Genomic DNA, 20,369 nt, shown 5'->3' with positions numbered 1-20,369 from the left:
CGCTGATTATACCCGCTAAATCTCATCGGCGCTTTCTGCTACAATTCCCTTCCACGTTTTACAGTCGAGCAAGTCAGCGCCATGCGATTAAACCCCAGCCAACAACAAGCCGTCGAATTCGTTACCGGGCCCTGCCTGGTGTTGGCCGGTGCCGGTTCCGGCAAGACGCGCGTTATCACCAACAAGATAGCCCACCTGATCCACCACTGCGGCTATCAGGCGCGGCACATCGCCGCCGTGACTTTTACCAACAAAGCCGCGCGCGAGATGAAAGAGCGCGTGTCGCAAACCCTGGGACGCAAAGAGGCGCGCGGGCTGATGATTTCCACCTTCCACACTCTGGGGCTGGAAATCATCAAGCGGGAATATGTGGCGCTGGGCATGAAGTCCAACTTCTCGCTGTTCGACGACCAGGATCAGCTGGCGCTGTTGAAAGAGCTGACCGAAAAGTGGCTGGAAAGCGATAAGACGCTGGTGGCGCAGCTGATTTCGACCATCTCCAACTGGAAAAACGACCTGATCGATCCCCAGCGGGCGGCGGAGCTGGCGCGCTCGGAGCGCGACAAGCTGTTCGCCCATTGCTACGGTCTTTACCACGCCCATATGCGGGCGTGTAACGTACTGGACTTCGACGATTTGATCCTGTTGCCGACGCTGCTGCTGCAACGCAACGAAGAGGTGCGTGAACGCTGGCAGCAGCGCATCCGCTATCTGCTGGTGGATGAGTATCAGGATACCAACACCAGCCAATACGAGCTGGTGAAGCTGCTGGTGGGCCATCGCGCGCGCTTTACCGTGGTGGGCGACGACGACCAGTCGATTTACTCCTGGCGCGGCGCGCGGCCGCAGAACCTGGTGCTGCTGAAGGAAGATTTCCCGGCGCTGCAGGTGATCAAGCTGGAGCAAAACTACCGTTCCAGCGAGCGCATTTTAAAGGCGGCCAATATCCTGATCGCCAATAACCCGCACGTGTTTGAAAAAAGGCTGTTTTCCGAGCTGGGGTATGGCGAAGAGCTGAAGGTGGTGACCGCCAACAACGAGGATCACGAAGCCGAGCGCGTGGTGGGGGAACTGATCGCCCACCACTTCGTGAAAAAAACCAACTACGGCGACTATGCGATTCTCTACCGTGGCAACCACCAGTCGCGGGTGTTTGAAAAGATGCTGATGCAGAACCGCATCCCGTACAAGATTTCCGGCGGCACGTCGTTCTTCTCTCGCCCCGAGATCAAGGATCTGCTGGCCTACCTGCGCGTGCTGACCAACCCGGACGACGACAGCGCCTTCCTGCGCATCGTCAATACCCCCAAGCGCGAGATCGGTCCGGCGACGCTGCAGAAGCTCGGCGAATGGGCCAACCAGCGCAACAAGAGTTTATTCCACGCCAGTTTCGATCTGGGGCTGAGCCAGCACTTGACCGGGCGCGGACTGGAATCGCTCCAGCGCTTCACCCACTGGCTGGGCGGCATCGCCCAACAGGCGGAGCGTGAGCCGGTGGCGGCGGTGCGCGATCTGATCCGCGGCGTGGATTATGAAAGCTGGCTGTTTGAAACCTCGACCAGCCCGAAGGCCGCCGAAATGCGGATGAAGAACGTCAATACGCTGTTCGGTTGGATGACGGAGATGCTGGAAGGCAACGATTTGGACGAGCCGATGACGCTGACCCAGGTCGTGACGCGCTTCACCCTGCGCGACATGATGGAGCGCGGTGAAAGCGAAGAGGAGCTGGATCAGGTGCAGCTGATGACGCTGCACGCTTCCAAAGGGTTGGAGTTCCCCTACGTGTTCCTGGTGGGCATGGAAGAGGGGCTGCTGCCGCACCAGAGCAGCATCGACGAAGACAATGTCGATGAAGAGCGGCGTCTGGCCTATGTGGGGATCACCCGCGCGCAAAAAGAGCTGATCTTCACCCTGTGCCGCGAACGCCGTCAGTACGGTGAGTTGGTGCGGCCGGAGCCGAGCCGATTCCTGCTGGAGCTGCCGCAGGACGATTTGGCGTGGGAAACCGAGCGCAAAGTGGTGAGCCCGCAGGAGCGGATGCAGAAGGGGCAGAGCCATCTGGCCAATATCCGCGCCCAGCTGGCCAAGGCCAAAGGCGGGAATTAAAAAGAAAGGGCGCTCATCGCGCCCATGCTATTTCAACGTTGTTCTTCCAATCGCAGCGTCCAGTGGACGTAGCTCTGCCAGTGGCTTTCCTGCTCCAGCGCCTCGGCGCGCAGCGGATGCTGCTCCAGCCAACCCGGCGGCAAGATCACCGTCAGTTCATCGTCCTGATTGGCGCGTAAACGCACCGCCGGCAGCGTGTCGTCGCGGCGGCGGCTGGCGAAGATGATCGCCAGGCGCAAAATGCGGCACAGACGCTGCGCGGTGCGCGGCGGCAGGGCATTTTGCTGGTTCAACAGCGACAGGTCGAGGGTGTTACTCTGGTTTTGCAGCAGGGTGGCCAGCAGTTTTTTCTGCGCGGGGGTAAAGCCGGGTAAGTCCAGGTGGCGGATCAGGTAGGCGGCGTGTTGCGGCGCCTGCTTGAAATCGACGCTGAGGCCGAGTTCGTGGATCAGGCTGGCGCTGTGCAACAGCTCGCGACATCGCGCATCCAACTGCCACTCGTTGGCGACCTGCTGCGAGAAGTTGGCGGCGAGCTGGCTGACGCGCTCGGCCTGCTCGGTGTCGATCAGGTAGCGACGCTGCAGGTTGCGGATGGTGCGGATGCGAATATCCTGCTCCACCGGCAGATGCAGCATGCCGTAAACCAGGCCTTCACGCAGCGCCCCGCCGGCCAGCATCATGCTTTCGATGCCCAGCTCCTGGAAGATGGCCAGCAGAATGGACAGGCCGCTCGGGAAGACCAGCGCGCGTTCCAGCGTCAACCCTTCGATCTCCAGCTCTTCCAGCTTGCCGCACTGAATGGCCCGCTGTTTCAATTGGCGCAGCTTGGGCAGGGTGATGCGTTCATCCATGCCTTGCGCCACCATGATTTCCTGCAGCGCTTGCACGGTGCCGGAAGCGCCGACGCAGATTTGCCAACCTTGCTGGCGCAGCTGCGGCGCGATCGGCCGCACCATTTCGCGCGCGGCCTGTTCGGCGCGCTCGAAGTTTTCTTGCCCGAGGTTGCGATCGCTGAAGTAGCGCTCCAGCCAGGTGACGCAGCCCATCGACAGGCTGTACAGCTGCGATGCCTGTGCGCCGGTGCCGGTGACCAGTTCGGTGCTGCCGCCGCCGATATCGACGACCAGCCGCCGATCCGGCCCGCCGGTGGTGTGCGCGACGCCATGATAAATCAGCCGCGCTTCTTCTTCGCCGCTGATGACCTGCACCGGGCAGCCGAGGATTTGCTCGGCGGCTTGCAGGAACTCATCGGCGTTGGACGCCAGGCGCAACGTGGCGGTGGCGACGACGCGGATCTGCTCGCGCGGGATGTCCTGCAGGCGTTCGGAGAACAGCCGCAGGCACTGCCAGCCGCGTTGCATGGCCTCATGCGACAGGTGATTGTGCTGATCCAGCCCGGCCGCCAGGCGCACCTTGCGCTTTATCCGCGCCAGAGTCTGAATGCTGCCGGCCACCTCGCGCACCACCAACATATGGAAGCTGTTGGAGCCGAGATCGATGGCAGCATAAAGCGTGCTGGAGCTGAGCATGGCGATCAGCTCGAGCGTTTACGGTTGCTGCGCGGCGCGCCGCCGCGACGTGGCGCGGAGTTGCGACGTGGGCCGTTGCCGCCGCGCGGACGCGACAGGCGCTTCGGTGCCGGCAGATCGGTCAGCAGCGCATCGCTGTTGTACTTGCTCACCGGAATGCTGTGATCGATATAGGTCTCGATCGCCGGCAGGTTGAGCGCGTACTCTTCACACGCCAGGCTGATGGAGTGGCCGCTGGCGCCTGCTCGGCCGGTACGACCGATGCGGTGCACGTAGTCTTCGCAGTCGTCAGGCAGATCGTAGTTGAAGACGTGCGTGACGGCGGGAATGTGCAGACCGCGCGCGGCGACGTCGGTGGCGACCAGGATATCCAGATTGCCCTTGGTGAAGTCGTCGAGGATGCGCAGGCGTTTTTTCTGCGCCACGTCGCCGGTCAGCAGGCCGACGCGGTGACCGTCGGCGGCCAGGTGGCCCCAGATGTCTTCGCAGCGGTGCTTGGTGTTGGCGAAGATGATGGCGCGATCCGGCCACTCTTCTTCGATCAGCGTCTGCAGCAGACGCATTTTTTCTTCGTTGGACGGGTAGAACAGCTCTTCTTTAATGCGGTGGCCGGTTTTCTGTTCCGGTTCCACTTCAACATATTCGGCGTTGTTCATCTGCTCGAAGGCCAGTTCGCGTACGCGATAGGACAGCGTGGCGGAGAACAGCATGTTCAGGCGTTGATCGGCCGCAGGCATGCGGCGGAACAGCCAGCGGATGTCTTTGATAAAGCCGAGATCGTACATGCGATCGGCCTCATCCAGCACGACAACCTGCATCGCGCCGAGATCGACATAGTTCTGCTTGGTGTAATCGATTAAACGGCCGGTGGTGCCAATCAGAATGTCCACGCCGCTTTCCAGCACTTTCAGCTGTTTGTCGTAGCCGTCGCCGCCGTAGGCCAAGCCCAGCTTCAGGCCGGTGCTCTGGGAGAGGGCTTCCGCATCGGAGTGGATTTGCACCGCCAGTTCACGCGTAGGCGCCATGATCAAGGCGCGCGGCTGATTGGTCTGGCGATCCTGTTTCGCCGGGTGGGTCAGCAAATAGTGAAAAGTAGACGCCAAAAACGCCAGCGTCTTTCCGGTACCGGTTTGCGCCTGACCTGCAACGTCACGCCCGGAGAGCGTGAGCGGCAATGCTAACGCCTGGATGGGCGTGCAATTGTGAAACCCTTTTTTCTCAAGGGCTTCAAGGACTAACGGGTGCAGGGCGAAGTCGGAAAACTTCTGTTCGGTCAAGTGTGTTTTGCTCATAGTGTGGTAGAATATCAGCTAACTATTGCTTTACGAAAGCACATCCGTTGAAATAAACGCGGTGCAATAAAATCACCTTGAGTTGGTTAATGCTACACCAACAAGGTAGACATAATCCTGTGGAGTAGAACATGAGCGATAAAATTATTCACCTGACTGACAGCAGCTTCGAAGCTGACGTGCTGAAAGCGGAAGGGCCGATCCTGGTCGATTTCTGGGCTGAATGGTGTGGGCCGTGCAAGATGATTGCTCCGATTCTGGATGAGATTGCCGAAGAGTTCGAAGGCAAACTGACCATCACCAAGCTGAATATCGATCAGAACCCGGCTACCGCGCCTAAGTACGGTATCCGTGGCATCCCTACGCTGTTGCTGTTCAAGAACGGTGAAGTGGCCGCGACCAAGGTTGGCGCGTTGTCCAAAGGTCAGCTCAAAGATTTCCTGAACGCGAATCTGTAATCGGGCGGGAAGCCCAGTATCAGGCGCCTGGCGGTGATGTTCAATTCACCGCTAGACGCCTGCCAAGAAGCGTGTTAAGTTTAACCACACTGCATATAGAACTTGCCCGAAGTTTTAAATCTAAAGAGTTTGAATCTAAAGCTATACTCTGTGTCGAACCACCGGCGTTGAAAGTAAACTGAACTCAACCCGTGTTTTGGCAATCAAACGGTTTTGCAAAAATCATTTTTAAGGTACCTTCGATCTTCAACCGTCAATGCGTGCGCCCGATGTAAGCCATTTCTTACCGCGACGGCTCTGCGCCCGGTGATCGAACGTCCAGTAAACAGGCACGCATCTCGCTGCCATACCATTCACGATACAAGTTCGAGACATACCCCGAGTTTAAGAACCCACCACTATGAATCTTACCGAATTAAAGAATACGCCGGTTTCTGAGCTGATTACTCTCGGCGAAAATATGGGGCTGGAAAACCTTGCCCGCATGCGCAAGCAGGACATCATCTTCTCCATTCTGAAGCAACATGCGAAAAGCGGAGAAGATATCTTCGGCGACGGCGTGCTCGAGATATTGCAGGATGGATTCGGTTTCCTCCGCTCTGGAGACAGTTCCTACCTCGCCGGTCCCGACGACATCTACGTATCCCCTAGCCAAATCCGCCGCTTCAACCTCCGCACAGGTGACACCATTTCCGGTAAGATTCGTCCGCCAAAAGAAGGCGAGCGCTATTTTGCCCTGCTGAAAGTCAACGAAGTCAACTACGACAAGCCGGAAAACGCCCGCAGCAAGATCCTGTTCGAGAACTTGACGCCGCTGCACGCCAATTCCCGTCTGCGGATGGAACGCGGCAACGGCTCGACCGAAGACTTGACGGCGCGCGTACTGGATCTGGCGGCGCCAATTGGCCGCGGCCAGCGTGGCCTGATCGTGGCACCGCCGAAAGCCGGTAAAACCATGCTGCTGCAGAACATCGCGCAGAGCATCGCCTACAATCACCCAGACTGCGTGCTGATGGTGCTGCTGATCGACGAACGTCCGGAAGAAGTGACCGAGATGCAGCGCCTGGTGAAAGGCGAAGTGATCGCATCGACCTTCGACGAGCCGGCTTCGCGTCACGTGCAAGTGGCCGAAATGGTGATCGAGAAGGCCAAGCGCCTGGTTGAGCACAAGAAAGACGTGATCATTCTGCTCGACTCCATCACCCGTCTGGCGCGCGCCTACAACACCGTGGTGCCGGCCTCGGGCAAGGTGCTGACCGGTGGTGTGGACGCCAACGCCCTGCATCGTCCGAAGCGCTTCTTCGGTGCGGCGCGTAACGTGGAAGAGGGCGGCAGCCTGACCATCATCGCGACCGCGCTGGTTGATACCGGTTCGAAGATGGACGAAGTGATCTACGAAGAATTTAAAGGTACCGGCAACATGGAATTGCATCTGGCGCGTAAAATCGCCGAGAAACGCGTATTCCCGGCTATCGATTACAACCGCTCCGGTACCCGTAAAGAAGAGCTGCTCACCACCTCTGAAGAGCTGCAAAAAATGTGGATCCTGCGCAAAATCATTCATCCGATGGGTGAAATCGACGCGATGGAGTTCCTCATTAATAAGTTGGCGATGACTAAAACCAACGATGAATTCTTCGATATGATGAAACGCTCATAATTCGTTAAAAAATTCGCTGAACGCCACGCCTAGTCGTGGCGTTTTTCGCTTTTGGCGGATACGATAAGTAGCAGTAATGGAAAAGTAAGTTGTTTCCTCGACTTATTGAGAATTCATCTTGTTTGTCGGTCGGTTTCGCGCCGGTCGGCTTTGCTGCTGTCATTTTGTCAGTCGATGCGAAGAAAATAGGCATGAATCACCGTTGTCATAGGAAATGACCGAAAGGTAGCGGGGGCCGATGGCACAAGCCTTAGCCCGTGGTAAGCTGCCTTATCTTCTACAGAGATCTGTTAACTGTGAACTTACTCACTATGAGTACTGAAATTCTATTTGTTTTCCTGTTTTCTTTGGCTTTTCTCTTTGTTGCCCGCAAGGCGGCAAAACGTATTGGTCTGGTAGATAAACCCAATTATCGCAAACGCCATCAGGGGCTGATTCCTCTGGTCGGCGGTATTTCCGTTTATGCCGGGTTGTGCTTCGCGTTTTGGATCTCTGAACAACCCATCGCACACGCCAAGCTTTATCTCACCTGCGCCGGTATTCTGGTGTTTGTGGGGGCGCTCGACGATCGTTTCGATATCAGCGTTAAAATTCGCGCCCTGGTGCAGGCGCTGGTCGGCATCGCCATGATGGTGTTCGCCGGTCTGTATCTGCGCAGCTTCGGCCATGTGCTGGGTGACTGGGAGATGCTGCTGGGACCGTTCGGCTATCTGGTGACGCTGTTCGCGGTATGGGCGGCGATCAACGCTTTCAATATGGTCGACGGCATCGATGGTCTGCTGGGCGGTTTGTCGTGCGTCTCCTTCGGGGCGCTGGGCCTGCTGCTGTACCTGAGCGGCCATCATGAGCTGGCGTTCTGGTGCTTTGCGATGATCGCCACTATCGTTCCCTATATTTTGCTCAATCTCGGCATCCTCGGCCGCCGTTATAAGGTGTTTATGGGGGATGCCGGCAGCACCCTGATCGGCTTTACCGCCATTTGGCTGCTGCTGCAAAGTTCACAGGGAAAGGCGCACTCGATCAACCCGGTGACCGCGCTGTGGATCATCGCTATTCCGCTGATGGACATGATAGCAATCATGTATCGTCGTTTACGCAAGGGGATGAGCCCTTTCTCTCCCGATCGTCAACATATTCACCACCTGATCATGCGTGCCGGCTTTACGCCGCGGCAGGCTTTCGTGCTGATCACCCTGGCGGCCGCGTTGCTGGCGGCGGTGGGCGTGATCGGCGAACGCCTGACTTTTATCCCTGAGTGGGTTATGTTGGCATTATTCTTGCTTGCCTTCTTCCTGTACGGTTACTGCATCAAGCGCGCCTGGCGGGTTGCGCGGTACATTAAGCGTATCAAGCGCCGGCTGCGGCGTTCGGGCGATAACAAGCAAGTACCTTAACCAGAGACCAGAGGCTTTTTGGCTGTGATGAATCCAGAAACAACGTCTGACAAGCATACCCCGGCGGTGGATAACGAACTCGATATCCGCGGCCTGTGCTGCACCCTGTGGCGCGGCAAACCGTGGATTATCGGCATTGCGGTGCTGTTCGCGGCGGTCGCGCTGATCGTTTCTTACCTGGTTAAGCAAGAGTGGAGCGCCACCGCGATCACCGACAGGCCGACGGTGAATGCGCTGGGCGGTTATTACTCCCAGCAGCAGTTCCTGCGCAATCTGGATGTGCGCACGCTGCCGGCGGCGGCGGCCGGCGATCAGCCGAGCATCGCGGATGAAGCGTACAATGAATTCATCATGCAGCTGGCGGCTTACGACACGCGTCGCGATTTCTGGCTGCAGAGCGATTACTACAAACAGCGTCAGGAAGGGGATGCCCGTGCCGATGCGGCATTGCTCGACGAGCTGATCAATAACATCCTGTTTACGCCGCGCGACGACAAAAAAGTCCCGAACGACGGCGTGAAGCTGACGGCGGAAACCGCCGCGGACGCCAACCGCCTGCTGCGCCAATACGTGGCCTTCGCCAGCCACCGCGCAGCCCTGCACCTGAACGAAGAGATCCAGGGCGCGTGGGCCGCTCGCACCACCTCGATGAAGGCACAGGTCAAGCGTCAGGAAGCGGTCGCGGAGTCGGTTTACAAGCGCGAGCTGAACACCACGCAACAGGCGTTGAAAATTGCCGAGAGCCAGGGGATCAGCCGTACGCAAACCGACACTCCGGCCGAACAGTTGCCGGATTCGGATCTGTTCTTGCTGGGCCGGCCAATGCTGCAGGCGCGTCTGGAAGGCCTGCAGGCCTCCGGCCCGACCTACGATCTGGATTACGATCAGAACCGCGCAATGCTGGCGACGCTGAACGTTGGCCCGACGTTGGATGAGAAGTTCCAGACCTATCGCTATTTGCGCACGCCGGAAGAGCCGGTAAAACGCGACAGCCCACGCCGGGTCTTCTGGCTGATTTTGTGGGGCGCGATGGGCGCGTTGGTTGGCGCCGGTGTGGCCTTGGCGCGTCGGCAGCCGAAGTAACCATAGATTTAACTTACCGATGGGCGCTTAGTGCGCTCGGTTCGCAGGTACGCCTGCGCTTAACTGACCAAAAAGAGATTCTCTGTGAAAGTGTTGACTGTTTTCGGCACCAGACCTGAAGCCATTAAAATGGCGCCGCTGGTACATGCTTTGGCTCAGGATGAGGCCTTTGACGCAAAGGTCTGTGTAACGGCGCAGCATCGTGAGATGTTGGATCAAGTATTGCGGTTGTTTGAGATTACGCCGGATTACGACCTGAACATCATGAAACCTGGCCAGGGGCTAACGGAAATCACCTGTCGCATCCTGGAAGGGCTGAAAGGGGTGTTGGAAGAGTTCAAACCTGATGTGGTGCTGGTGCACGGCGATACCACCACCACGCTGGCGACCAGCCTGGCGGCGTTCTATCAGCGAATTCCTGTCGGGCATGTGGAAGCCGGATTGCGTACTGGCGATCTGTACTCCCCTTGGCCTGAAGAAGCCAACCGAACTCTGACGGGGCATTTGGCGAAATTCCATTTTGCGCCGACCGAAAATTCACGTCAAAACCTGCTGCGCGAAACACTGCCGGATAATCAGATTTTCGTGACCGGCAATACGGTAATCGACGCGCTGTTTTGGGTGCGCGATCGGGTGATGAGCGATGCCGCTCTGCAGGCTAGCCTGGCGCAGCGTTACCCGTTCCTCGACGCCGACAAAAAACTGATTCTGGTCACCGGCCATCGCCGGGAAAGTTTCGGCGGCGGTTTTGAGCGGATCTGCAGCGCGTTGGCTCAAATAGCCCGCAACCACCCGGAGGCGCAGGTAGTATATCCGGTGCACCTGAACCCGAATGTCAGCGAGCCGGTCAACCGTATTCTGAAAGGTATCGATAACATCATGTTGATCGAACCGCAGGATTATCTGCCGTTTATTTATCTGATGACCAAAGCGCACCTGATCCTGACCGATTCCGGCGGCATTCAGGAAGAGGCGCCCTCGTTAGGCAAGCCGGTGCTGGTGATGCGCGATACCACCGAGCGCCCGGAGGCGGTGGATGCGGGAACGGTGCGTCTGGTTGGAACCGATGTGACCAAAATCGTTGATACGGTAACTCGGTTGTTGACGGACGAAAGCGAATATCAAGCGATGAGCCGGGCGCATAACCCATACGGTGACGGACATGCCTGCCAGCGTATCCTCGAAGCCTTAAAGAATCATCAGGTGACACTATGAGCTTTGACACTATTTCTGTCATTGGTCTGGGTTATATCGGCTTGCCAACGGCGGCGGCGTTTGCCTCACGCAAGAAAAAAGTGGTGGGCGTTGATGTAAACCAACATGCGGTAGATACCATTAACCGTGGCGCGATCCACATCGTCGAACCGGATCTGGATAAAGTGGTCAAGGACGCCGTTGAGGGCGGTTATCTGCGGGCGGTGACCAAACCGCAGCCGGCCGATGCGTTTCTGATCGCGGTGCCCACGCCGTTCAAGGGCGATCATGAACCCGACCTGAGCTATGTCGAGACAGCGGCGAAGTCGCTGGCGCCGGTGCTGAAAAAAGGCGATCTGGTGATCCTTGAGTCCACTTCGCCGGTGGGCGCCACTGAGCAGGTGGCGGAATGGTTGGCTGAAACGCGCAGCGATCTCAGCTTCCCGCAGCAAGCGGGCGAAGCGGCGGACGTGAATATTGCCTACTGCCCGGAGCGCGTGTTGCCGGGGCAGGTGATGGTGGAGCTGATTAAAAACGACCGTGTGATCGGCGGTATGACGCCGAAGTGCTCGGCGCGCGCCAGTGCGCTATACAAGATTTTTCTCGAGGGTGAATGCGTACTGACTAATGCGCGAACCGCCGAGATGTGCAAGCTGACGGAAAACAGCTTCCGTGATGTGAACATTGCCTTCGCCAACGAGCTGTCGTTGATTTGCGCCGAGCAGGGGATCAACGTCTGGGAACTGATTCGTTTGGCGAACCGTCATCCGCGAGTGAATATTCTGCAGCCTGGCCCGGGCGTCGGCGGCCACTGCATCGCCGTCGACCCGTGGTTTATCGTGGCGCAGAATCCGCAGCAGGCGCGTCTGATCCACACCGCGCGCCTGGTAAACGACGGTAAACCGCTGTGGGTAGTCGACCGGGTGAAAGCGGCGGTGGCCGATTGCCTGGCCGCGACTAACAAGCGCGCGTCCGAGGTGAAAATCGCCTGCTTCGGCCTGGCGTTCAAACCCAATATCGACGATCTGCGTGAAAGCCCGGCGGTGGAAGTTGCCCATTTGATTGCTGATTGGCATTCGGGGGAAACGCTGGTCGTGGAACCTAACGTCGAACACCTGCCGGCATCGTTGGTGGGTCATGTGGCGTTGAAAACGATCGCTGAGGCGTTGCAGCAGGCCGATGTGATCGTGATGTTGGTCGATCATCAGCAGTTCAAGGCCATCCGGCCGGAAGAGATCAAGCAAAGCTGGGTGGTGGATACCAAAGGAGTTTGGCGTTGAAGCGTATCTTAGTCACCGGTGGCGCCGGATTTATTGGTTCTGCGGTCGTGCGACATATCATCGAGGCCACCGGCGACAGCGTAGTGGTGGTGGATAAGCTGACCTATGCCGGTAACCTGGAGTCGCTGGCGGTAGTGGCCGACAGCGATCGTTATGCCTTCGAGCAGATCGACATCTGCGATCGCGTCGGGTTGGATCGGGTGTTTGCCCGCTATCAGCCGGATGTGGTGATGCACCTGGCGGCGGAAAGTCACGTCGATCGCTCTATCGACGGCCCGGCGGCGTTTATCGAGACCAACGTGGTCGGCACTTACACCCTGCTGGAAGCGGCGCGCCACTATTGGCAGCCGTTGGCGGCGGAGAAGAAGCAGGCTTTCCGCTTCCATCATATCTCCACCGACGAAGTGTACGGCGATCTGCATGGCACTGACGATCTGTTCACCGAAACCACGCCCTATGCGCCGAGCAGCCCGTATTCCGCTTCCAAGGCGTCGAGCGATCATCTGGTGCGCGCCTGGCTGCGCACCTATGGTTTGCCGACCCTCGTCACCAACTGTTCGAACAACTACGGCCCTTATCACTTCCCGGAGAAGCTGATCCCGCTGGTTATCCTGAATGCCGTCGCTGGTAAACCGCTGCCGGTATATGGCAACGGCGCGCAGGTGCGCGACTGGCTGTATGTCGAGGATCACGCGCGCGCGCTCTATCAGGTGGTGACCGAAGGCGTGGTGGGCGAAACTTACAATATCGGCGGCCATAACGAGCGCAAGAATATCGAAGTGGTGCAGACCATCTGTGACCTGCTGGAAGAACTGGCGCCGAACAAACCGCAGGGCGTGGCGCACTACCGCGATCTGATCACTTACGTCAAGGATCGTCCGGGCCACGATATGCGTTACGCCATCGACGCTGGCAAGATCGACCGTGAGTTGGGGTGGCGGCCGCAGGAAACGTTCGAAAGCGGCATTCGCAAAACCGTGGTTTGGTACCTGAATAACGAAGTCTGGTGGCGCCGGGTGCAAGACGGTTCTTATGCCGGCGAGCGTTTGGGGCTGTCCGATTGAATGTAGCGCAGTGCTGTCCTTATAAGGCGCTGCGGATTTGGGAGCTAGTATGAAAGGTATTATTCTGGCCGGCGGTTCCGGCACGCGTTTGCATCCGATCACGCGCGGCGTGTCCAAACAGCTGTTGCCGATCTATGACAAACCGATGATTTATTATCCGATGTCGGTGCTGATGTTGGCGGGGATTCGCGACATTTTAATCATCTCGACCCCAGCGGATTTGCCGTCCTTCGAACGTTTGCTGGGTAATGGCGAACAGTTTGGCGTCAATCTCAGCTACGCCGCGCAACCTAAGCCGGAAGGCCTGGCCCAGGCGTTCCTGATCGGCGAGGAGTTCATCAACGGCGATTCTTGCTGCCTGGTGTTGGGAGATAACATCTTCTTCGGCCAGTCTTTCAGTCCGAAATTAAAAACCGTCGCGGCTCGTACCGAGGGCGCCACCGTGTTCGGCTATCAGGTCATGGATTCTGAGCGCTTTGGCGTTGTGGAGTTTGACGACAATTTCCGCGCGCTGTCGATCGAAGAAAAACCGAAAAAACCGAAATCCGATTGGGCGGTAACCGGCTTGTATTTCTACGATAGCCAGGTGGTGGAGTTTGCCAAGCAGGTGAAGCCTTCCGAGCGCGGCGAGCTGGAAATTACCAGCATCAACCAGATGTATCTGGAGCGCGGTGATCTGACTGTCGAGCTGCTGGGGCGCGGTTTTGCCTGGTTGGACACCGGGACTCACGACAGCCTGCTGGAAGCCAGTAGCTTCGTGCAGACGGTCGAGAAACGTCAGGGATTTAAAATCGCCTGTCTGGAAGAGATCGCCTGGCGCAACGGTTGGCTGGATGATGAGGGCGTCAAACGTGCCGCCCACTCCTTGTCCAAAACCGGCTATGGCAAGTATTTGCTGGATTTGCTGCATGTGCGTCCACGCCATTATTGAGCCTTTGTCATGGGAAAGTGAGTTTTTCGCGCTGGACAGCGCGAAACTCATCTTCTCCTCCTCAGCCCCGGTTCTGGCTGAGGCCGACTTGGCGGCTTATGCCCTGGTGCAGGCCAAAATCTCCGCGCAGCAACTGGCCTTGGCGGATGACTTGGCCGATTTCGGCTTCCGCCTGGTTGAGGGCGAGGTCGATCTGGTTTTGGCGCTTGATAACAGGTCGATACTTGAATTTGGTGACCGCGTACAGGCGATACGCTTTGCGACCGAGGCCGATATCCCCGCATTGCGTAGCGCGGCGGCTCAGGCGTTCGCCGCCAGCCGCTTTCGTGCGCCCTGGTATCAACCTGATGACAGCGGCCGGTTTTATGCTTTGTGGATCGAAAAGGCCGTTTTGGGCACCTTCGATCATCAGTGCCTGTTGGCGCTGGACGAACAGGGGCACCCAGAAGGATTCGTCAGCCTGCGCAATTTGGGCGAACGGGAAACACGCATCGGCCTGTTGGCAGCTTTCCCCGGCGCATCCGGCCGGGGGATTGGTTCCAGGCTGATGGCGGCGGCGATCGCCGAATCCCGGCGTCAGGGGATGCAGCACCTGCGGGTCGCGACCCAGATAGGCAATATCGCCGCATTACGACTCTATCAACGACAGGGTGCCGTGATTGAAAGCACCGCGTACTGGTTATACAGAGGTAGACATGATTCCATTTAACGCACCACCGGTTGTTGGCACTGAACTGGAATATATGCAGGCTGCCATGGGCAGCGGCAAGTTGTGCGGCGACGGCGGTTTTACCCGTCGCTGCCAGCAGTGGATGGAACAGCATTTCGGCAGCGCGAAAGTGCTGTTGACGCCTTCCTGCACCGCGTCGTTGGAAATGGCCGCCATCCTGCTGGATATTCAGCCGGGCGACGAAGTGATCATGCCGAGCTTTACCTTCGTTTCAACCGCCAACGCCTTTGTGCTGCGCGGCGCCAAAGTGGTGTTCGTCGATCTGCGTCCGGACACCATGAACATCGACGAAACCAAAATCGAAGCGGCGATTACCGATAAAACCCGCGCGATCGTGCCGGTACACTACGCCGGCGTCGCCTGCGAGATGGATACCATCATGGCGCTGGCGAAGAAATATAACCTGTTCGTGGTGGAAGACGCCGCGCAGGGCGTGATGTCGACCTATAAAGGCAAGGCATTGGGCACCATCGGCCATATCGGCTGCTTCAGCTTCCATGAAACCAAAAACTATACCGCCGGCGGCGAAGGCGGTGCGACGCTGGTGAACGATCCGGCCCTGATCGATCGGGCGGAAGTCATCCGCGAGAAAGGCACCAACCGCAGCCAGTTCTTCCGTGGCCAGGTCGACAAATATACCTGGCGCGACATCGGCTCCAGCTACTTGATGTCTGACCTGCAGGCCGCCTACCTGTGGGGTCAGCTGGAAGTGGCGGAGCGCATCAACCAGCGCCGCCTGTCGCTGTGGCAGAAGTACTACGACAGTTTCCTGCCGTTGGTTCGGTCAGGCCGTATCGAGTTGCCGAGCATTCCGGCGGACTGCGTGCATAACGCGCACATGTTCTATATCAAGCTGCGCGATATCGAAGAGCGCACGGCCTTTATCGACTACCTGAAGGAAGCCGAAATCATGGCCGTGTTCCACTATATCCCGCTGCATGACTGCCCGGCCGGCGAACAGTTTGGCCGCTTTGCCGGCGAAGACCGTTACACCACGCAGGAAAGTGCGCGTCTGGTGCGCTTGCCGCTGTTCTACAATATGTCCGATGTCAATCAGCGTACGGTAATCAATACCATTCTGAGCTTCTTCGCCTGATATGTCGTTGGCAAAAGCATCGATATGGACCGCCGGCTCTACGCTGATCAAAATTGGCGTGGGGCTGTTGGTGGTGAAATTGCTGGCGGTGGCGTTTGGCCCCAGCGGCGTGGGGCAGGCGGGTAACTTTCGCCAGTTGATCACCGTGCTGGGCGTGCTGTCCGGCGCGGGCATTTTTAACGGCATCACCAAATACGTGGCGGAGTACCACCAGGACTCGCAGCGTCTGCGTCTGGCGGTCGGCACCGCGTCGAGCATTGTGCTGGGCTTTTCGACCTTGCTGGCGCTGGTGTTTTTGTTCGCCGCCGAGCCGATCAGCATCGGGCTGTTCGGGCATGCCGATTACGTCGGCGTGGTGCGCGCCGTCGCCTTCATTCAGATGGGCATCGCCTACGCCAACCTGTTCATGGCGGTGCTGAAAGGCTATCGCGACGCGATGGGCAACGCGCTGGCGGTGATCGGCGGCAGCCTGATCGGCGTGGTGGCTTATTATCTGTGCTTCAAGCTGGGCGGCTATGAAGGCGCGCTGGCAGGGCTGGCGTTGGTGCCGGCGTTGGTGGTGCTGCCGGCCGGGCTGATGCTGTGGCGGCGCAAAACGTTGCCGCTGCGCTACCTGGCTCCGCGCTGGGACAAAGGGGTGGCCGGCAACCTCGGCAAATTCACCCTCATGGCGTTGATCACCTCGGTGACGCTGCCGGTGGCCTACGTGATGATGCGTAACCTGTTGGCCGCGCATTACGGTTGGGATGAGGTGGGGATCTGGCAAGGCGTCAGCAGCATTTCCGATGCCTATCTGCAGTTTATCACCGCCTCGTTTACCGTCTATCTGCTGCCGACGCTGTCGCGGTTGACGGACAAGGGCGCCATCTCGCGGGAGATCGTGCGCTCGCTGAAATTCGTGCTGCCGGCGGTAGCGGCGGCGAGCTTTACGGTGTGGTTGCTGCGTGATTTCGCCATCTGGCTGCTGTTCTCGGACAAGTTCGTCGCCATGCGCGATCTGTTTGCCTGGCAGCTGGTGGGCGACGTGCTGAAAGTCGGGGCCTATGTGTTCGGCTATCTGGTGATCGCCAAAGCGTCACTGCGCTTTTATATCCTGACGGAAGTCAGCCAGTTTCTGCTGCTGACGCTGTTCTCGCACTGGCTGATCCCGCTGCGCGGCGCGCTGGGGGCGGCTCAGGCCTATATGGCAACCTACATCGTGTATTTCGCGCTCTGTAGCTGCGTGTTTCTTATTTATCGTAGACGAGTATGACCACACTGATTCACGTTCTGGGATCCGATATCCCGCATCATAACCAGACGGTGCTGCGCTTCTTCAACGACGTGCTGGCGCCGCGTTTGCCGGCTGAGCAGACGCGGCATTTTATGGTGGCGGCCAAGGATGTGGCGGCACTGGGGGATTTCCCCGCCCTGAACATTGAGCCTTACGCCGACAAGAAGAGCCTGGCGGCGGCGGTGATCGCCCGCGCCCAGGCCGATCGCGATGCGCGCTTCTTCCTGCACGGTCAGTTTAACCCGGGGCTGTGGCTGGCGCTGCTGAGCGGCAAGATCAAGGCGCATCAGGTCAGTTGGCATATTTGGGGTGCCGATCTGTACGAAGACGCCACCAGCTGGAAATTTCGGCTGTTTTACCTGCTGCGCCGCATTGCTCAGGGGCGAGTGGGGAACGTGTTCGCCACCCGCGGCGACGTGATCCACTATCAGCAGCGCCATGCGCGGGTGCCGGCCTCGTTGTTGTACTTCCCGACGCGGATGGATCCGGCGCTGACCGACGTTCACGTCGAGAAAAATCTGGCCGGGCCGATGACGATTCTGGTGGGCAACTCCGGCGATCGCAGCAACCGGCATATCGAAGCGCTGCAGGCGATACATCAGCAGTTCGGCGCCGACGTGCGCGTGATCCTGCCGATGGGCTATCCGGCCAATAACGACGCCTACATCGAGCAGGTGCGCGCCGCCGGGTTGCCGCTGTTCGGCGAGAAAAACCTGCAGCTGCTCACGCAGCAGGTGGCGTTTGAGGACTACCTCAACATCCTGCGCGCCTGCGATCTGGGTTATTTCATTTTCAATCGCCAGCAGGGGATAGGCACCCTTTGTCTGCTGATTCAGTTTGGCGTGCCTTTCGTGCTCAGCCGGCAGAACCCGTTCTGGCAGGATTTGGCGGAACAGCACCTGCCGGTGCTGTTCTACGGCGACTCGCTCGACGAGGCGGTGGTGCGCGAAGCGCAGCGTCAGCTGGCGGCGGTGGATAAGCAGACGATCGCCTTCTTTAATCCGAACTATGTCGATGGCTGGCTGCAAGCCCTGGCGCTGGCGGCGGGAGAGCACTCATGACGTTGGCGCAATTCGGCGGTCTGTTCGTCGTCTACCTGGTCAGCCTGACGTTTATTCTGACGCTGACCTACCAGGAGTTTCGGCGCGTGCGCTTTAACTTCAACGTCTTCTTCTCGCTGCTGTATTTGCTGACGTTTTATTTCGGCTTCCCGCTGACCTGTCTGCTGGTGTTTCAGTTTGACGTCGAGGTGGTGCCGGTGGAGTTTCTGCTGTACGCCTTGCTGTCGGCGACGGCGTTTTACGCCATCTATTACGTCACCTACAAGACCCGGCTGCGCAAGCGCCGCTCTCAGCCGCGCGCGGCGCTGTTCACCATGAACCGGGTGGAAACCCATATGACCTGGGTGCTGCTGGCGCTGGTGGCGATCGGGACCGTGGGTATCTTCTTCATGCAGAACGGCTTCCTGCTGTTCAAGCTCAATTCCTACAGCCAGATCTTCTCCAGCGACGTGTCCGGCGTGGCGCTCAAACGGTTCTTCTACTTCTTCATTCCGGCGATGCTGGTGGTCTATTTCCTGCGGCAGGATCTGCGCGCCTGGTTCTTGTTCCTGGTGGCGACGGTGGCGTTCGGCATTTTGACCTACGTCATCGTCGGCGGCACCCGCGCGAATATCATCATCGCCTTCGCGCTGTTCCTGTTTATCGGCATCGTGCGCGGCTGGATCACGCTGTGGATGTTGGCGGCGGCCGGCATATTCGGCGTGGTCGGCATGTTCTGGCTGGCGTTGAAGCGCTACAGCCTGGACGTCAGCGGCGCGGAAGCGTTTTATACCTTCCTCTATCTGACCCGAGACACTTTCTCGCCGTGGGAAAATCTGGCGCTGCTGCTGCAAAATTACGACAAGATCGATTTCCAGGGCCTGGCGCCGATCCTGCGTGATTTCTACGTCTTTATCCCAACGTGGCTATGGCCGGGCCGGCCGGACGTGGTGCTGAACTCGGCCAACTATTTTACCTGGGAAGTGCTGAACAACCACTCCGGGCTGGCGATATCCCCGACGCTGATCGGTTCGCTGGTGGTGATGGGCGGCGCGCTGTTCATCCCGCTCGGCGCGATTCTGGTGGGCATGATCATCAAGTGGTTCGACTGGCTGTATGAGTTGGGCAAAACCGAACCGAACCGCTATAAGGCGGCTATCCTGCAAGGATTCTGCTTCGGCGCGGTGTTCAACATGATTGTATTGGCGCGCGAAGGGGTGGACTCATTCGTTTCGCGCGTGGTGTTCTTCTGCATTATTTTCGGCGCCTGTCTGGTGCTGGCGAAGTTGCTGTATTGGCTGTTCGATACCGCCGGGCTCATCAAGGCCAGAGTGACGCGCGCCCGCGCGCTGGCCTCTCCCCCAAGGGCGGACGGTCTTTTGTAAGGGTAATGACGACGATGGAAACAAAGATTTCGGTGCCGCAGTATGAGCTGCGCGGTTTCAGCCTGTGGGGCTTTCGCGATATGGCGCACTGCATGGACTTTCTGTTCGACGGCGGCCGAGTCAAACAGGGCACGTTGGTGGCCATGAATGCGGAAAAGATCCTGAAGGCGGAAGAGGACCCGGCGCTGCATGCGTTGCTGGATGAAGCGGAGTACAAGTACGCCGACGGCATCAGCATGGTGCGCTCGATTCGCCGCAAATACCCGGCGGCGGACGTTTCGCGCGTCGCGGGCGCCGATCTTTGGGAAGCCTTGATGCAGCGCGCCGGCCGTGAAGGCACGCCGGTCTTCCTGATCGGCGGCAAGCCGGAGGTGCTGGCGGAAACCGAACGGAAGCTGCGCAGCCAGTGGAACGTTAACCTGGTGGGCAGCCAGGACGGCTATTTCAAACCGGATCAGCGAGAGGCGCTGTTCGAGCGTATTCGCGCCAGCGGCGCCGCCATCGTGACGGTGGCGATGGGATCGCCGAAGCAGGAGATCCTGATGCGCGACTGCCGCAAGGTGCATCCGCAGGCGCTGTACATGGGCGTGGGCGGCACCTACGACGTCTTTACCGGCCATGTGAAGCGTGCGCCCAAGGTATGGCAGAAACTCGGTCTGGAGTGGCTTTACCGCCTGCTCAGCCAGCCCAGCCGCATCGGCCGGCAGCTGAAGCTGTTGAAGTTTGTCGGCTACTACTACAGCGGTAAAATGTAATCGCTTATCCGGGGGGGAATGTGTCGGTTCGCCCCGGTCTGCTGTACCAATAATCTGCTTTTGCCTATTTCTCCCGCATATCTATAACCCCCAGCCCTA

Annotated in this window: 17 protein-coding genes; 15 read left to right on the top strand and 2 right to left on the bottom strand. The window is 58.6% G+C overall.

Features of this window, described 5'->3' with window-relative positions; all coding sequences use genetic code 11:
• The first annotated feature begins 81 nt into the window (after positions 1-81).
• Positions 82-2,106 (top strand): DNA helicase Rep, encoded by a 2,025-nt coding sequence (gene rep, locus HWW83_RS17340; protein WP_033645047.1) that lies wholly within the window; start codon positions 82-84, stop codon positions 2,104-2,106.
• Positions 2,107-2,138: 32 nt separating this feature from the next.
• On the opposite strand, the gene ppx is transcribed toward rep, so the two are convergent.
• On the bottom strand, positions 2,139-3,635 hold the full coding sequence (ppx, locus tag HWW83_RS17335; RefSeq protein WP_033645046.1) for an exopolyphosphatase: 1,497 nt from the start codon (positions 3,633-3,635) through the stop codon (positions 2,139-2,141).
• A 5-nt stretch (positions 3,636-3,640) separates the two neighbouring features.
• Positions 3,641-4,927: an ATP-dependent RNA helicase RhlB gene (gene rhlB / locus HWW83_RS17330; RefSeq protein WP_033645045.1), complete on the bottom strand. Its 1,287-nt coding sequence runs from the start codon at positions 4,925-4,927 to the stop codon at positions 3,641-3,643.
• A 131-nt stretch (positions 4,928-5,058) separates the two neighbouring features.
• Here rhlB and trxA point away from each other — a divergent pair, with 131 nt between their 5' ends.
• From trxA to wecG, 14 genes are all read left to right on the top strand, one after another.
• A complete protein-coding gene (gene trxA / locus HWW83_RS17325; protein WP_004934187.1) occupies positions 5,059-5,385 on the top strand; it encodes a thioredoxin TrxA in 327 nt (108 codons plus the stop codon).
• Positions 5,386-5,785: 400 nt separating this feature from the next.
• The gene (rho, locus tag HWW83_RS17320; RefSeq protein WP_004934188.1) at positions 5,786-7,045 is read left to right on the top strand and encodes a transcription termination factor Rho; all 1,260 of its coding nucleotides are present in this window, start codon (positions 5,786-5,788) and stop codon (positions 7,043-7,045) included.
• Between the two features lie 296 nt (positions 7,046-7,341).
• Positions 7,342-8,439, top strand: coding sequence for a UDP-N-acetylglucosamine--undecaprenyl-phosphate N-acetylglucosaminephosphotransferase (gene wecA, locus HWW83_RS17315; RefSeq protein WP_025160399.1), 1,098 nt, complete (start codon positions 7,342-7,344; stop codon positions 8,437-8,439).
• Between the two features lie 27 nt (positions 8,440-8,466).
• Entirely contained in the window at positions 8,467-9,522 is a 1,056-nt protein-coding gene (gene wzzE, locus HWW83_RS17310; protein ID WP_033645043.1) for an ECA polysaccharide chain length modulation protein, read from the top strand.
• 84 nt (positions 9,523-9,606) lie between these two features.
• Positions 9,607-10,737, top strand: coding sequence for a non-hydrolyzing UDP-N-acetylglucosamine 2-epimerase (gene wecB / locus HWW83_RS17305; RefSeq protein WP_033645042.1), 1,131 nt, complete (start codon positions 9,607-9,609; stop codon positions 10,735-10,737).
• A complete protein-coding gene (gene wecC / locus HWW83_RS17300) occupies positions 10,734-11,996 on the top strand; it encodes a UDP-N-acetyl-D-mannosamine dehydrogenase (RefSeq protein WP_033645041.1) in 1,263 nt (420 codons plus the stop codon). Before wecB ends, wecC begins: the two co-directional genes overlap by 4 nt.
• Positions 11,993-13,060: a dTDP-glucose 4,6-dehydratase gene (gene rffG, locus HWW83_RS17295; protein WP_033645040.1), complete on the top strand. Its 1,068-nt coding sequence runs from the start codon at positions 11,993-11,995 to the stop codon at positions 13,058-13,060. The genes wecC and rffG overlap by 4 nt, the downstream gene beginning before the upstream one ends.
• 49 nt (positions 13,061-13,109) lie before the next feature.
• Entirely contained in the window at positions 13,110-13,991 is an 882-nt protein-coding gene (gene rfbA / locus HWW83_RS17290; protein WP_033645039.1) for a glucose-1-phosphate thymidylyltransferase RfbA, read from the top strand.
• Positions 13,969-14,700, top strand: a complete 732-nt coding sequence (rffC, locus tag HWW83_RS17285) for a dTDP-4-amino-4,6-dideoxy-D-galactose acyltransferase (protein ID WP_069100561.1) — start codon at positions 13,969-13,971, stop codon at positions 14,698-14,700. The genes rfbA and rffC overlap by 23 nt, the downstream gene beginning before the upstream one ends.
• Positions 14,687-15,817: a dTDP-4-amino-4,6-dideoxygalactose transaminase gene (rffA, locus tag HWW83_RS17280; protein ID WP_033631478.1), complete on the top strand. Its 1,131-nt coding sequence runs from the start codon at positions 14,687-14,689 to the stop codon at positions 15,815-15,817. Before rffC ends, rffA begins: the two co-directional genes overlap by 14 nt.
• A 1-nt stretch (position 15,818) precedes the next feature.
• Complete coding sequence (wzxE, locus tag HWW83_RS17275; protein ID WP_033645036.1) at positions 15,819-17,069, top strand: lipid III flippase WzxE; 1,251 nt, start codon at positions 15,819-15,821, stop codon at positions 17,067-17,069.
• Positions 17,066-18,151 (top strand): TDP-N-acetylfucosamine:lipid II N-acetylfucosaminyltransferase, encoded by a 1,086-nt coding sequence (locus HWW83_RS17270; RefSeq protein WP_069100562.1) that lies wholly within the window; start codon positions 17,066-17,068, stop codon positions 18,149-18,151. Before wzxE ends, HWW83_RS17270 begins: the two co-directional genes overlap by 4 nt.
• Positions 18,148-19,515, top strand: coding sequence for an ECA oligosaccharide polymerase (gene wzyE / locus HWW83_RS17265; RefSeq protein ID WP_033631481.1), 1,368 nt, complete (start codon positions 18,148-18,150; stop codon positions 19,513-19,515). Before HWW83_RS17270 ends, wzyE begins: the two co-directional genes overlap by 4 nt.
• A 14-nt stretch (positions 19,516-19,529) precedes the next feature.
• On the top strand, positions 19,530-20,270 hold the full coding sequence (gene wecG / locus HWW83_RS17260) for a lipopolysaccharide N-acetylmannosaminouronosyltransferase (RefSeq protein ID WP_069100563.1): 741 nt from the start codon (positions 19,530-19,532) through the stop codon (positions 20,268-20,270).
• The last annotated feature ends 99 nt before the right edge of the window (positions 20,271-20,369 follow it).

The sequence above is a fragment of the Serratia ureilytica genome (assembly GCF_013375155.1).
In the GTDB taxonomy this organism is placed as follows: Bacteria; Pseudomonadota; Gammaproteobacteria; order Enterobacterales; family Enterobacteriaceae; genus Serratia; species Serratia ureilytica.
The sequence above is the reverse complement of the archived record's forward strand: the minus strand, read 5'-3'. Positions and strand labels throughout refer to the sequence as shown.